7 protein-coding genes and 1 pseudogene are annotated in these 14,936 nt (G+C 71.5%); 4 read left to right on the top strand and 4 right to left on the bottom strand.

Annotated elements, in window-relative coordinates; translation table 11 throughout:
* From G3I65_RS35685 to G3I65_RS58415, 3 genes are all read right to left on the bottom strand, one after another.
* Nucleotides 1–6,127: non-ribosomal peptide synthetase (locus tag G3I65_RS35685; protein WP_160699995.1), on the bottom strand; the 6,127-nt coding region annotated here is incomplete at its 3' end.
* Entirely contained in the window at nt 6,124–6,834 is a 711-nt protein-coding gene (locus tag G3I65_RS35690; RefSeq protein ID WP_160699996.1) for a DUF6875 domain-containing protein, read from the bottom strand. The genes G3I65_RS35685 and G3I65_RS35690, both read right to left, overlap by 4 nt.
* Nucleotides 6,835–6,905: 71 nt before the next feature.
* Nucleotides 6,906–7,727, bottom strand: coding sequence for a RimK family alpha-L-glutamate ligase (locus G3I65_RS58415; RefSeq protein ID WP_160699997.1), 822 nt, complete (start codon nt 7,725–7,727; stop codon nt 6,906–6,908).
* A 414-nt stretch (nt 7,728–8,141) separates the two neighbouring features.
* Here G3I65_RS58415 and guaB point away from each other — a divergent pair, with 414 nt between their 5' ends.
* A complete protein-coding gene (guaB, locus tag G3I65_RS35700) occupies nt 8,142–9,653 on the top strand; it encodes an IMP dehydrogenase (protein WP_160699998.1) in 1,512 nt (503 codons plus the stop codon).
* Nucleotides 9,654–9,826: 173 nt separating this feature from the next.
* Here the strand turns inward: guaB and G3I65_RS35705 are convergent, their stop codons facing one another.
* A complete protein-coding gene (locus G3I65_RS35705; RefSeq protein WP_309235892.1) occupies nt 9,827–12,475 on the bottom strand; it encodes a tetratricopeptide repeat protein in 2,649 nt (882 codons plus the stop codon).
* Nucleotides 12,476–12,750: 275 nt separating this feature from the next.
* On the opposite strand from G3I65_RS35705, the gene G3I65_RS35710 reads away from it, so the two are divergent.
* The 3 genes and pseudogenes from G3I65_RS35710 to G3I65_RS35720 all read left to right on the top strand — a co-directional run.
* Nucleotides 12,751–13,590 (top strand): ESX secretion-associated protein EspG, encoded by an 840-nt coding sequence (locus G3I65_RS35710; RefSeq protein WP_160700000.1) that lies wholly within the window; start codon nt 12,751–12,753, stop codon nt 13,588–13,590.
* A gap of 48 nt (nt 13,591–13,638) precedes the next feature.
* Nucleotides 13,639–14,025: a hypothetical protein gene (locus G3I65_RS35715; protein WP_160700001.1), complete on the top strand. Its 387-nt coding sequence runs from the start codon at nt 13,639–13,641 to the stop codon at nt 14,023–14,025.
* A pseudogene (locus tag G3I65_RS35720) lies at nt 14,022–14,936 on the top strand (hypothetical protein); the annotation flags it as partial. The gene G3I65_RS35715 and the pseudogene G3I65_RS35720, both read left to right, overlap by 4 nt.

Here is a 14,936-nt window from a genome sequence, read left to right on the forward strand (position 1 = left end):
CGCCGGCGGCGCGGGCCGGCGGCAGCGCGGAATCCGCGGCGGCCAGCCGGATCGACAGCCGGCCGTCCCGGACGGCCGCGGACACGTCGACCGGCGTCGGCAGCACGTTGGCACCGGCGATCGGCGTCCCGGTCGGCAGTGCCACCGGGGTGAGCGGGCCGGTCTCCGCACCAGGGCGGTGCTCGCCGAGGTAGTTCACGGTGATCGCAGGGAGCGCGCCGGCGGGGTGCCCGGTCCGGCCGTACTGGTGGTGAACTCGCGTGAACCCGGCTCCGCCGCCGGGGACGCCGTCGAGCTGCCGCCGGTAGGCACGGGCCGTTTCGACGAGCCCGCCGGACCCCGGGGCGGACAAGCGCACCGGGTACAACGCCGTGAGCCAGCCGACGATCTCGTGGGCGTGCGCGACGTCGTTGCGCCCGTGTCCTTCGAGGAAGACGTACAGGTCCGACGGCTGCCCGAGCGACCGGCCGAGCGCCGCGAGCAGCAAGGCGGCCGGATCACCGAGACCGTAGGACTCGGCGTCGTCCACGAGAAACCGGGTCGCGGACCCGGAAAGCACGCGCGTCACGACTGTCGCGTCGGCGAAGGTGGCCGAACGTGGCGGGACTTCCGGCTGCGCCGCGGCGCGGGCCAGGAGGTCGCGCCAGTGCGCGAGCTCGGCGGCGTCCGGCTCGGGCGGTGGCGCGGCGGGCAGCCCGTGGGCCGGCCCGGGCAACTCGCCGTGGACCGCACGGCCGAGATCGCCCAGCAGGATGTCCCAGGAGACCGCGTCGACGATCAGGTGGTGCAGCACCAGGAGCAGGAAGCGGTCACCGCCCGCGGCCCGGATCCCGGAGAACGCCCACAGCCGCCCGCCGGCGATGGACAGGCTCCGGTGCACGCGGCCGGCGTGGCCGGCGACCGCGGTGTCGTCGAAGACGTCGACGTCGCTCCAGACCAGCTCGACAGGAGCGGCCGCTTCGGTGAGCACGGCACTCCACCCTGCTCTGTCGCTGGTGAAGGCGGTGCGGAAGGCGTCGTGCCGATGCGTCAGCCGGGTGAGGGCCGTGGTGAGGGCCACGTCGGTGACCTCCGGCGCCACCCGGACGATCCTCGCCTGGTTGAAGTGGTCCGGTTCGGCGAAGTCCTGCGCGAAGAACCAGGCCTGGATCCCGGTCAGCGGCAGGGTGGTTCCGCCCGGCCGCCGCCCAGCGGGCTGCACGTCGGCGGGCCCCAGGGCCGCGAGCGCGCGCACGGTGCGTTCCCGCATGAGATCGGCGACAGTCACCCGGGCACCGGCCGCCTGGGCGCGGGCCACCATCCGGATAGCGAGCAGCGAGTCGCCACCGAGGTCGAAGAAGTCGTCTTCGGCGCCGACGGCCCGGCGGCCGAGCACCGCGCACCACACGTCCGCCAGCAGGCTTTCCACCGGACCGGTGGGACGGGCCGCCGGCTCGTCGGCGGCCGCTTCTTCCCGCGCGGGCGGGAGTACGGCGCGGTCGACCTTGCCCGTGCCCGTCAGCGGCAACGCGCTCAGCACCGCGATGGCGCTCGGGACCATGTACCCCGGCAGCCGCCGCGCGAGCCACCGCCGCAGCGCGGCCGGCGTGACTTCGTGACCGCGCTCGGGCACGACGTGCGCGACGAGGCGGTCGGTCGGGCCGGAGCGGTCGACGCTGACGTACGCGTCGCCCACCGCGGTGTGCGCGACGCAGGTCGCACGCACCTCTTCGAGTTCGATCCGGTAGCCGCGGACCTTCACCTGGTCGTCCAGCCGGCCGACGAGGTCGAACTCGCCGTCGGCACGCAGGCGCGCCTCGTCGCCGGTCCGGTACAGGCGCCGGCCGGCGAGCGGCCCGCGGTCCGGGACGGCGAACCGCTGCCGGGTCAGCTCGTCGCGGCCGAGGTAACCGGCGGCGACACCCGGGCCGCCGACGTGGAGGTGCCCGCGCGCTCCGATCGGCGCGGGACGGTCACGCGCGTCGAGCACGACCATGGTGTAGTTGGCCAGCGGCGTGCCGACGCTGATGTCGGTGCTCGGCGGCTCTCCGGGACGGTAGACGGTCTTCGCCGAGCACCACACAGTGGCTTCAGTGGGGCCGTATTCGTTGTGCAGCGACGCGTGGGGCAGGACCCGCGCGTGCAGGCGGACCAGTTCCCCGGTGCAGGGCTCTCCGCCGATGGCGACCACCCGGAGTCCCGGGTGCCAGCCACCGGGCCGGGTGCCGCGGAGGAGCTGGGCGTAGAAGGAGGCGACGAAGTTGACGTGCGTGACCTCGTGCCGCTCGGTCAGCGCCCGGACGGCTTCGGGATCACGAGCTTCCTCGCCTCGCGGGAGAACGACGGTACCGCCGAGCCACAGCGTCCAGAAGGTCATCGAGCCGGCGACGTCGAACACCGCGGGCAACGTCACCAGCGTCGTCGGCGCGGTGGCGCCGAAGTACTCGGTCCGGGCGGCGAGCGCCGTGACCGCGTTGGCCTGGGTGGTGATGACGGCCTTCGGCTCGCCGGTCGACCCGGAGGTGTAAGTGAGGTACGCGGGTGACGACGGGGTGGCGGCCGCGGCCGGCACCCAGCCGGGCGGTGCGGCGGGCAGGTCGTCGAGCCGCACCACCGGGACACCGAGGTCGTCGAACACCGTGCTCCCGGCGGTCGTGAGGACCAGCGCGGGCTTCGCGTCCCCGGTGATCACCTGCAGCCGCGCCGCGGGGGCGGTGTGGTCGAGGCACACGTAGGCACCGCCGGCCCGCGTGACCGCCAGCAGGGCCGCGATCTGTTCCGGCGACTTCTCCGACGTGATCGCGATGACGGAGCCGCGCAGATCCGGGACCAGCCGCGCCACGGCGTGCCCGATCCGGTCGGCCAGCTCGCCGAGTTCCGCGTAGCTGACGCGGCGGTCGCCTTGGACGACGGCCGCCGCGGCGGGGTCGAGGGCGATCCGGTCGAGGACGCCTTCGGGCAGGGTCCCGCGGGCGGGGTCCACGACGGAGCCGGTGCCCAGCGCCAGCACCGCGGCCAGTTCGGCGGGCGGGAGCACGTCCACGTCGGCGACCGGCCCGTCCCAGGCGTCCACCAGCGCGGTCAGGGTGTGCAGGAAGCCGCCGAGGAGCCGGTGGGCCGTCTCCGGCCGGAACACGGTCTTGTCGTATTCCCACAGCACCGACACACCGTCGTGGCGACGCTCCGATCCCGCGGCGGCCGCGCGCGGGACGCACACGACGTTGACGTCGTTCTTCGCCGAACCGTTGTGCTCGATGCGGAACTCACCCCGCAGCGACGGCAGGTCGAAGCGGGGCATGGGGCTGTCGTGGAACGCGAACATGAGCTGGAACAACGGGTTGCGCCGCGGGTCCCGCGCCAGGTCGACGTGTTTCACGACGTCGACGAGGGGCAGCTCCTGGTGGTCTTGGGCACCGAGCAGGACGCTCATCACCGAAGCGACCAGGTCCCGGACTGCCACGTCCTCGGCGACGCGGAGGCGCAGCGGCAGCGCGTTGACGAACATCCCGAGCACCGATTCGGTGCCGGGCAGGCGGCGGTTGGCGAAGGCCGATCCGACGACCATGTCGGTCTCGCCGGAGTGCCGGGCCGCGAGCAGGGCGAAGGCGGTCAAGAACACCGCGAAGCGGCTCGTGCCGGTGGCCGAGCACAGCTCGTCGATCCGGTCGACGAGCTGTGCGGAGACGTCGGCACGCAGGCACTCGCCGTCGAAGGCCTGGGCCGCGCCGCGCTCGTGGTCGGCCGGGAAGGTGACGCCTTCCCGGCAGCCGTTCAGCTGGTCACGCCAGTACTCCAGCTGCGCCTGGTAGTCACGGGTGCCTTGCCACTGCCGGTACCAGTGGCAGAAGTCGCGGTACTGCAACGCGGGTGCCGCGTCGTGGCGATCGCCCGCGAGCGCCGCCGCGTAGCGGTCCCGGATCTCGCCGAGGAACAGGGCACCGCTCCAGCCGTCGTGGACGAAGTGGTGTTCGACCTGGAGCAGGATCGACCGGGTCGTCGAGAGCCGGTAGAGGTGCCAGCGCACGAGCGGCAGCGCGCCGACGTCGAACGGGATGCGCATGGCCGCGCGCATCCCGGCCGCGGCCCGCGTGCCTGGATCGTGCTCCGCGAGCAGGTCGACGACCTCCACCCGGGGCTGCCACGGCGCCACCACGCGCTGCACCGGCTCGCCGTCGACCTCGGCGAAGACGGTACGCAGGATCTCGTGGTCCGCCACGATCCCGGCGAGCGCGCGCTCGAGCACGGCGACGTCGACATCGCCCTCGAAGTGGAGCGAGAACTGCGCGTTGTAGGCGCGCGCGTCAGGCGACAGCTCCCGGAGGAACCAGATCTGCTGTTGCTGGGGGCTGAGCGGGGTGACGTCGGCGTGCTCGGCCGGACGCGGGAGCGGCCGGTCCGTCGCGAAGCCGGCTCGCACGAGCCCGGCGATCCCGGCGATCGTCGGGTGCGCGAACAAGTCGCTGATCGGCACGTCGACGCCGTGGTCCTGCTTCAGCGCAAGGGATATCCGGACGAACGACAGCGAGTTCGCCCCGAGCGCGGTGAGGAGCTCGTCCGGGTCGAGATCCGTGCGGCCCAGTACCGCCGAGACGGCGTCGCGCACCGCGGCCTCCAGCGGCGGCAGAGCTCCGACGGCGACCGCACCGCGCCGGGCCGGCACGGGAAGGCGCGCCTCGTCGACCTTCCCGTTGGGGGTGAAGGGCAGTTCGGCCAGCACGACGACGGTCGAGGGCACCAGGAAGGCCGGGAGCCGCCGCGCCAGGTCGGTGCGCAGCGCCGCTTCCGTGGGCGCGGGAACGCCGCGGGAGGCCACATAGGCGACCAGTGCCGGGCTCTCGCCTTGCCGGTGCGTCGTGACGTGCGCGCTCGTGATCCCGCGAATCCCGAGCAGCGCGTCCTCGACCTGCCCGGGTTCCACGCGGTTGCCGTTGACCTTGACCTGGCGATCCACCCGGCCGGCGAAGACGTGGTCGCCGTCGGCGGTGCGCAGCACCAGGTCGCCGGTCCGGTAGGCCCGTTCGCCGGAGGCGAGCGTGACGAACCGCCGGGCGGTCAGCTCCGGCCTGCCCAGGTACCCGAGCGCCAGGTTGGCCCCGGTGACCAGGAGCTCGGCCGGCGTCTCGCCGGGGTCCGGGGAGCCGTCCGGCGCGTCGAGCACGAACGTCGTCCCGGCGATCGGCTTGCCGATGGTGAGCGGCGCGGTGGTGCGGGTGGCCGGGTCGTACACCTTCGCCTGGCTGCACCAGACCGTGGCTTCCGAAGGGCCGTATTCGTTGTGCAGCGCGGCGCCGGGCAGGACCGCGGCGTGCCGTTCGACGAGCGCTTCGCTCCAGCGCTCGCCGCCGACGCTGACGCTGCGCAGCTGGGCGGGCGGGTCCTCGGCGAGGTACTCCAGAAGAACGCCGTAGAGCGAAGACGGGTACAGCAGGTGCGTGATGCGCCGGGCGGTCAGCATCGCCGCGGTGGCGCCGACGTCGCTCAGCACGCGGTCGGGCAGGACGAGGGTGCCGCCGCCGAGCAGGGCCCAGCAGACCGTGCCTGCCGTCACGTCGAAGGCGACCGAATGCATCAGGGGGATGCGCTCCGCCGGCCCGTAGACCCCTAGCCGGGCCTCGCTGGACGCCAGGATCGCGGAATGGCCGACGAGCACGGCGTTCGGCGTGCCGGTCGAACCGGACGTGTAGACGGCGTAGGCCGCGTCGTGCCCCTCGGCCGGGAACGGCACCCCTCCCGCGGCCGCGCCGTCGGCCAAGCACACCACGGGTCCGTCGAACACGCTCGCGACCAGCGCGCGGTGGGCGGCGTCGGTGACGACGGCCGCGGGCCGCGCGTCACCGAGCACCCGGCCGAGGTAGTCCGCGGGCTGGCCGGGATCGAGCGGCAGGTAGGCCGAACCGGATCGCAGCACGCCGAGCAAGGCGATCACGTAGTCCACCGACCGGTCCAGCACCAATGCGACGAGGGGCTGCGCGTCAGGTGCTTCGGGCAGGACGCTCAACACCGACGACGCCGCGCCGCCCACCCGCTCGCGCAGCTCCGCGTAGGTGATCGGGGTGCCATCGCCGCGCTCGACCGCGACCCGGTCCGCGAACCGCTCGAACGAGGCGGAGACCGCGGCGGACAGCGTCGGGAAGTCCAGGAGCGTCATCGGTTTCCGTCCTCCAGTGCGGCGTCGCGCAGGCATTCGAGACGGCGGTCCAGCCGGGCGCGCGCCGCCGACCCGAGCTGAGCGCCCAGGTACCGGTCGAACTGCCGGACGAATTCGTAGCGCACCGCGGGCGGGTAGTCGTCGCGGTCGAGGAACATGAGGTCGTGCCCGGAAAGCGCGCGCACCGCGAAGATCGGGACGGGTGCGGCGCCGACCACGAAAGCGGGGTTGTGCACGCTCGCGACGGTGCTGCGCGGGTGGAACTCGCCGATCATCAGGCCCCGCCGGACGAACGGCATCCGCAGGAGCCGGTGTCCGCCGTCGATGAAAGCCGGGGCGTCCTCGGGGGCGACGTCGGGGAAGAACGCCAGCAGCGCCGCCGACCGGAACTCGGGTTTGCCGCCGAACCGGTCCAGGAACAAGTCGGCGAGTACCGAGCAGCTTTCGTGGGCATCGCTCGCGGACCGTCCCGCGGACCTCAGGGTCGTGAAGCAGACGATGTCCTGTGCCAGGGCAGGCGCCACGAACGGGCACACCGCGCCACGGCGGCCAAGCCGCCGGTCGGGCCGCATGATGAAGTCGTCGAGCCAGCGCAGGCCGTCGGCGTACCACGGGTGGCTTTCCGTCAGCAGCGCGGCTTCCGCCGCGCCCACCGGCGTTTCCGCTCCCGGCGTGGTGGCCGCGAGTTCCGCCAGCTCACCCTTCATCCTCGACTCCCCCGTTCGATGGTGCGCGGGCGCGGCGAGTGCCGGGCCCAGCGCTGGAAAACGTGCCCGGCTCAAGCCGTGACGGCTTGGCGCACCGGGTGTTCGGCTCGCTCGATCTCCCGTGCGATGAAGGCGAACAACGCGTCAGCGCGCTCTTCCCGCTGCGGCGAGGGAAGGAAGCTGAAGCCGCCCAAGGTGGTGCACCACTCGTTGAGCACGAACCCCGTCCCGGTGACCAGCCAGTCGACGCAGAGGTAGCGGGCACCGAGGCTGTCGGTGATCCGGCGGCACCACTCGCCGAGCTCAGCGGGGACGTCGAACGTGGTGACGTGACCGCCCCTGCTCGTGTTCGCCAGCAGGCCGCCCACGGCGGGCCGGCGCAGCTGCGCGCCGGACACGACGCCGTCGATCAAGTAGACGCGGAGGTCGCCTTCGTTGGCCAGGTACGGCTGGAGCAGGTAGCTGCTGCCGCTCTGGGCGACCAGGTCCAGCCCCGAGCGCAGTTCCTCCTCGGTCGAGAACTTGAGCACGGCGCGGCCCATCGACATCTCGCGCGGTTTGAGCAGCCAAGGGCCGCCGCCGAGCAGCGGCAGGTGCGCCAGCACGCGCTGCGCGTGCTTGCCGGGCGGCACGATCAGCGTCGGCAGGTGCGGCACGCCCAGCGCGCCGGCCCGGTCGGCGATCGCCAGCTTGTCCCGCTCCAGGAACTCGAGATCCTTCGTCGTGCGGTTGACCAGGACGCTGTCGCTGGCGGCGACGACTTCGTAGATCGCCCCGAGGAACTGGGCCGCCTGGGGGTCGGCGCTGGTCTGCTCGAGGAGGAAGCAGCCGCGATCCTCGAGCAGGTCACGCTCTCCGCGGTACAGGTGCGGCCGGCGCCCGACGCTCGGCACGAGTTCCCGGGCCGGAACGAATTCGAAACACAAACCGGACTTTTCCGCCGCGGGCACGTAAAGGTCGAGGAGCTTCTGTTCTTTGCCATGCAGCCACGCGTCCGGGAAATCGTCAGGATGGTGGACGAACGAAACCGTTCGACGCACGCTTGCGCGCAGCACGAAATTCCCCCCACACCGATTACCCGCGCCAGAGGCGGCGCGAAACCCCCGGCGACCCTCCCGTCGCCGGGTCGAAGTGAACCAAGGAAAGCGCCGGTCCGGCAACGTGACCGTGATCTCACCGAGGTCGACCACCGCGCGGGTACGGCCGAACAGGTGAACCGGGCTCGCTCCGGCACGTCGATCCAGGTCACCGGCCCTCCCCTACACTGAGCCGGGTCCACGTCAACAGCGAAAGGCGCACGCGAGCACATGGTCAGCGAAGAACCCCTTCCGGCGAAGTTCACCTCCCTCGGCCTCACCTTCGACGACGTGCTGCTGCTGCCCGCGGAATCCGACGTGATTCCCAGCCAGGTCGACACCACCGCGCGCCTGACCAAGAACGTCTCCCTCAAGCTGCCGCTCGTCTCGGCCGCGATGGACACGGTCACCGAAGCCAAGATGGCGATCGCCATGGCGCGGCAGGGCGGAATCGGTGTGCTGCACCGCAATCTCCCGGCGGAGGCTCAGGCGCGCCAGGTGGAAACCGTGAAGCGTTCCGAAGCGGGAATGGTCACGGATCCGGTCACGTGCCGCCCGGACCAGACGCTGGCCGATGTCGACGCGCTGTGCGCGCGGTACCGCATCTCCGGCGTGCCGGTGGTGGACGACGAGGGCAAGCTGGTCGGGATCGTCTCCAACCGCGACATGCGGTTCGAGGTGGATCTGCGACGCCCGGTCGCCGAGGTCATGACCAAGGCGCCGCTCATCACCGCCCCGGTCGGGGTGACGTCGGAGGAAGCCTTGCGGCTGCTTCGGCAGAACAAGGTCGAGAAGCTGCCGATCGTCGAGGACGGTGGGCGGCTCGTCGGACTGATCACCGTCAAGGACTTCGCGAAGAACGAGCAGTTCCCCGACGCCGCCCGTGACACGGCGGGGCGGCTACTGGTGGCCGCCGCGGTCGGCGTCGGCGAGGACGGCCTCAACCGGGCGAAGCTGCTGGTGGACGCCGGCGTCGACGTCCTCATGATCGACACGGCCCACGGCCACCAGGACGACGTCCTGGCCGCGGTCGCTGCGGCGAAGCGCCTCTTCACCGACCGGGTCGACGTGGTCGGCGGCAACGTCGCGACGCGCGCCGGGGCGCAGGCGCTGATCGACGCGGGCGCCGATGGCGTCAAGGTCGGCGTGGGCCCCGGCTCGATCTGCACGACCCGCGTGGTCGCCGGGGTCGGCGTGCCGCAGATCAGCGCGATCTACGAGGCCTCGCTCGCGTGCGCCGCCGCCGGGGTGCCGGTGATCGGGGACGGCGGGATCCAGTACTCCGGTGACATCGCCAAGGCGATCGCGTCCGGCGCGGACACGGTGATGCTCGGCAGCCTCCTCGCCGGTACCGGGGAAGCACCCGGAGAACTCGTGTACATCGACGGCGAGCAGTACAAGACCTACCGCGGCATGGGCTCGCTCGGCGCCATGCAGTCCCGCAACGGCAAGAAGTCGTTCTCGAAGGACCGCTACTTCCAAGGCGACGTGCTCGCGGAGGAAAACCTTGTGCCGCAGGGCATCGAGGGCCGCACCTCGTTCCGCGGCCCGGTGGCCGACGTCGTGTACCAGCTCAACGGCGGCCTCCGCGCCGGTATGGGATTCGTCGGCGCCCGCACGATCAGCGTTTTGCAGCAGGCCCAGCTGGTGCGGATCACCGCGGCGGGCCTGCGGGAGAGCCACCCGCACGACATCACGATCACCACGAACGCCCCGAACTACAACACCCCGGGCCGCCGCTGATCCGACTGGGGGATTCCCGGCGCCCGGAGCATCGCAACGGGTTGTCGGGAATCCCGGCGGAAGCGGCGTTGACGCTCTGGCCAGTACGGGCCGGGTCGTCGGCGAGCGGCCGCACCACCACCAGGATCCCGGACACAGTGAACGCCTGCCGGGTCTCCCCGCGACGGCGATGGTCAAAACATCTGCCAGACAGCATTGGCAGGTGCTTGGTCGCTGTGCTCGCCAAGCTTCGAAGTCTGACGCAGCCGACCGCGAACCTCAGCAGCCTTGTGGAGGTAACCGGTCTCGTCGTAGATGGCCGCCGCCTCCCGCCAGCAGTCGACCGCTTGCCTGACGTCGCCGAGCCGGTGCAGGCAGCTCGCGAGTACATCCAGCGGATCGGCAATGGTCGCGTCGCGCTCGCGGGGACTGCGACGGCCGATGGCGATCGCTTCCCGGCACAGCGATGCCGCGGTTTCGAAGTCCTCCAAGCCGCGCCGAGCGCGCGCCAGACGTGTCAACGCCGTCGATTCCCCCACGACGTCCCGCACCCGCCGACGCAGATCGAGCCCACGCTCCCCATGCTCGAGCGCGCGTCGGTACTGGGCCAAGCCAGTGAAAGCACTGCTGAGATTGCCCTCGACCACGGCTTCGAAGCGTCCTGTGTCGATTCCCCGTGTCAGCGGCAGCGCCGCCACGAGGTACTGCACCGCCTCTTCGAATCGCTTCTGCTGAATGGCCAGCAAGCCACGGTAGTTGAGCAGGCACAACTCCAGGTAGCTGTCGCCGATCTGCTCGACCAGAGCGGCGACGCGGCCGAGCTCGTCGCCCGCCTGGCCATCGCGGTTCAGCGAGTAGGCGATCCCCACTTTGGAAAGCGACAAGAAGGCCTCCTGCCTGGGTGTGCCGGACCGGTGAGCCGCAGCGACGCCGAGTGGGAGGGCGTCCAGCCAGTCTTGCGGGCCACCCGCGGAAAGCAGGAACCGCATGACATGGACGAGCGGGATCGTGAAGTGGTCGAGCCTGCGGTCCGCAACGTGCTCGAGTGCGGCGTGGAGGTTGGCACGTTCGGCGGTGAGCCACCCCCATGCCTCGTCGAAACCCGCCAGGGGATGCGGCTGCGCCGGTTCTCCGACGACCGCGGGTATCTGCACGTAGTGCGGATGGACGTGGCGGTCGGCGGCACGAGCGGTGTGGGTGTACCAGGTGAGCAGGGACTCGACAGCTCGATCACGGACTCGGCCGGCGTCCTGGCGGTGAGCTCGATCTGCGGCGTAGGCACGCAGCAGATCGTGGAAGCGGTATCGGCCACCGCGAGCGGGTTCGATCAGGTGAGCTGCCGTCAGCGCGGACAGCAAGGGACGGACGTCGACGACGGGCAGTTCGGCGAGCGCGGCCGCCGCGCCCGCGGACAGGTCCGGACCGGGGTGGAGGCCGAGTCGCCGGAACAGGCGGGCCTGCTCGGTGGTCAAGCGCCGGTAAGACCAATCGAACACCGCGCGAACGGCGGATCGTTCGTCCGCGGCTTCGCTGAGTATGTCCAGCCGGGTCCGGTCGTCGGCCAGCTCGGCGACGACATCGACGACCGCGTGGTGCGGGTGGGCCGCGACACGGCTGGCAGCGATGCGCAACGCCAGCGGTAGCCGCCCGCACAACCTGATCAGCTCGCGGGTGGCATCCGATTCGGCGACGGCACGCTCGGCGCCGATGATTCCGGCAACCAGTTCGTGCGCTTCGGACGGGCTCAGGAGGTCGAGAGTGAGCCGGTGCGCGGCGTCGGTGACGACGAGACCGGTGAGGCTCTCGCGGCTGGTGACCACCACCATGCACCCGGAGGTCCCCGGCAGCAGCGGACGGACCTGTTCCGCGCTGTGGGCGTTGTCCAGTATGAGCAGCACTCGTTTGCCCGCCAGCAGTGAACGCAGTAGTGCGGCCTGTGCGTCGGCGTCGGCGGGAATCGCACGGGGAGCGACGCCGAGCGCGCGAAGGAACCCGTTCAGGGCGTCCGACGGGCCGGTGGGTTCCCCTGGCCCGTAACCGCGGAGGTTGACGTGCAGGGTGCCGTCGGGGAACCGGTCCTGGGCACGATGCGCCCAATGCAGGGCCAGGGTCGTTTTGCCGATTCCACCGGCGCCGTCGACCGCGGTGATCACCACCGACGGGGTCTCCCGCCCGAGCGGTTCGCCACCGGACGCGGAATCGTCGGGAACCAGTGCGTCGAGCGCGGCCAGGTGTTCGGCCCGCCCCGTGAAGTCCCGCACCGAGGCAGGCAACTGTCGCGGCACCCTGGCGGGCGGGTTTCCGCGAAGTCGCCCGGCCGACGTGCCGCCGTCCACCGCGGCCGGATCGGGCAGGTAGGGATGATCGGGTAACGTGACCCAGCCGGTCGTGTCGACTTCCTTCACCCTGACGGCGATCGAGCGCCACGTCCCCGGCGCGGCCGCGGGAACATGGCGAATGACTTCGGTGAACAGCCAATCCGAAGCGATCACCCCCAGTACCCCGGGCGAAGAAGCCAACGCTGCCTTCAACGCCGGCGCGCTGCACAAGCGAAATGCTCGGGTCAACGACCCCGAAGTCACACCGTGCACGTCGTAGCCGACTTCTCCGGCGTGCAGGGCGACCCGTAGCCGGATGCGTTGCGCGGGCGGGTGCTTGTCGTTGTGGATCCGCAGGTTCACCACCAGCGCGGGCAGCACCGTCTCCACGAACGCTGCCTTGCCCGTGTCCGCCGGTACGAGCGCGAGCACCGCGTCCCCGCTCGTCTCGTGGTAGCAGTCCGCCCACGCTAGGCCGGCGGCGGCGAACGCCGTTCGCACGATTTGGTCGAGCCCGTCGCGCACGGCTTGGAGATCCGGATCCGTCCGTCGCGGATCCCCGAACGCCTCGACATCCGCTACGACGATCAGGTGGTGTCGTGAACCTCGCGGCTGAACCATTCTCGCCCCTCCCAGCACACGGCGAAACGAACCAAAGCAAAGGGTCGACGCATTTACATCCTCCTCCATCTGCCGAGATATGTGAATAACTTTCTGTAGTCAACAACCGGCTTCCCATTTCCCCGCCGAGCCATTACGCTCGGTTTTCGTTCGTGTCGGCCGAGGCGTGGGGAGCGTCCGTGGCGATCCAGTTCAGTTTCGTTCTCGACGGGCCGCAAACGGCGCTTCTCGGGTACTCGCTGCGGGTTCCGGTCAACCGCTACCCCCTGGTCCTGCCCCCGGTCGACCCGGACCCGGACCAGCGGGACCACGCCACCGAACTGCTGCGCAACCGGCGCTTGGCCGGCAAGGACGCAATCAACCCGCACGTGCGCACCGCGTTTTCCCTGTTCGGTGACTGCCGGGTCGAAGCCGCGCTGAGCGGAATCGACGAGGATGGGGCGCAGTTTCGCGCGCTCGGGCTCAGCGACGGCAGGCAGGCCCTCGTCGTCAGCCAAGTCGACGGTGACGACGAGATCGGCTTCCGGTTGCTGTCCGACGACGACTGGATCGACGAGCTGGCCGCCGCCGCGCCGGACATGCCGGCCGCGTCCGGCCGTGAGCTGGTTGTCGAGGAAGACGTGGCGCTTCCGGCGCCACGCTCGGCGTTCGCGGCGCGGCTGGCCGTGCGAGCGGCCGCGGACGAGCAGGAAACCCGCAGCTACGAACAGGAACCGATCATGTCGATGGTCCGGGCGCCGAGCAGCCCGTTCCACGGCCGGACCCGTACCGATCGCGACGTCGCGACCGCGGCGCTGTCCCGTGAGCGGCTGGGTTCCGGACGGGTGGTCGTGACCGGGCACGGCCGTCGGCGCGCGCGTCCCGCCACCACCGCACCGATCGCCTGGTTCGACACCTCGGCCGGCCGCTACCTGCTGCGCTCGGCCACGGACGACGCCCGGATCACCGTCCGGCTGCGCCCGGGTGGCACCGCCGCACTCGCGGCCGCGATCCGGGACGCCGTCAGCGACGTCTACTGACGGCTCCAGCACTTCGATCCACGACTACTCCCAGGAGTTCGACACTTCATGGCCGACGCCGCCCCACAGCCCGTGAGCACTCTGGACACGTTCTACGCCGACGCCAGAGACGGCGGGTTCACCGTCAGCGACGATTTCGCGCAGCCGTTGATCGAGCAGTTGAAGCGCCTGCAGGCCGCCTTCCAGAAGATCGGGATGTCGACGGCCCTCAGCGGCCGCGTGCAACTGAGCGACTCGCCGGCGGCGCAGTGGATCTCCCGCCGCGTGCAGCTGAGCGCGGTGGGCGAGCAGGGCCTGCTTCCCACGATCGACCGCGCGCGAACCGAAATGCTGGAGAAGGTCATCCAAGCCCTCGAGCTCGCGCGACGCCGCTACACCGGCTCCGACGAGTCCTACGCACAGGTGCTGAACAAGCAGAACGGGTACCTCGCATGACCGGCTTGACCCCGAACGGTTCTCCGATCGCGCGGGCGGCCACGCTGGCCCGCAACGCGCAGGTGAAGGACACCGTCGCCCGGATCGGCGACGCCCCGGACGCCGAGCACCGCACCGCCGCCGAATGCGCCGGAAAGGGGGCCGGCTCGATCGGGCAGAGCTGGTCACTCGGCTTCGGCGACGACAGCCCGCCGAGCACGTGGTGGCACGGCGTCGACCACCCCACCATGCTGACGATGATCACCACGAACGCCGACGTCTCCGCCGCCAACCGCCAGGCATTCGAGTGGTCGGGTGCCGCTGACCTCCTGCCGGAGCTCGCCGACGAGCTGGGCGCGAGCCTCACCTCCGGGAACGCGCACTGGCAAGGACCCGCTTGGGAGAGCGCGGCTGTCCAGTTCGCGCGCATCGGCCACTGGGTCACCGAGATCGCGGAGCTGGCCGGAACGCTGGCCCAGCAGCAGAGCGAACGAGCCGCCCTGCTCGAGGAGACCCAGCGGCAGATGGCGGCGGTGCCGCCGGTCGAGTTCGACGCCCGTGCCGCCGACGAGCGCCTGAACCGGATCACCGATCCGGTCGTCGCGGCCCGGCAGCTCGCCGCCGATCAGGAGCAGCAGCGGCGGCAGGCCGAAGCGCACGCGCGTGCCGCGGACCTCATGACCCACTTCGACACGACGCTCGCCGCCATCGGCCAGGCACCCACCTTCCCGCCGCCGCCGTTGACCGCGACCCCACCCGCCGCGCCCGCCGTTCCCGGTGATCCGCCGCCGGATGCCCCGGCACCCCGCCACGCTCGTCCCAGCGCAGCCCCGGCGACGCAGCCGGCCTCTGGGGGCAGCTCCCCAGCCGCGTCCACCCCACCTGCGACGCCGCCGCCGAACCCTGACGTGACCCCGCCCGCGGTGGTCGAG

Source organism: Amycolatopsis sp. SID8362, from assembly GCF_010550475.1.
Taxonomy (GTDB): domain Bacteria; phylum Actinomycetota; class Actinomycetes; order Mycobacteriales; family Pseudonocardiaceae; genus Amycolatopsis; species Amycolatopsis eburnea.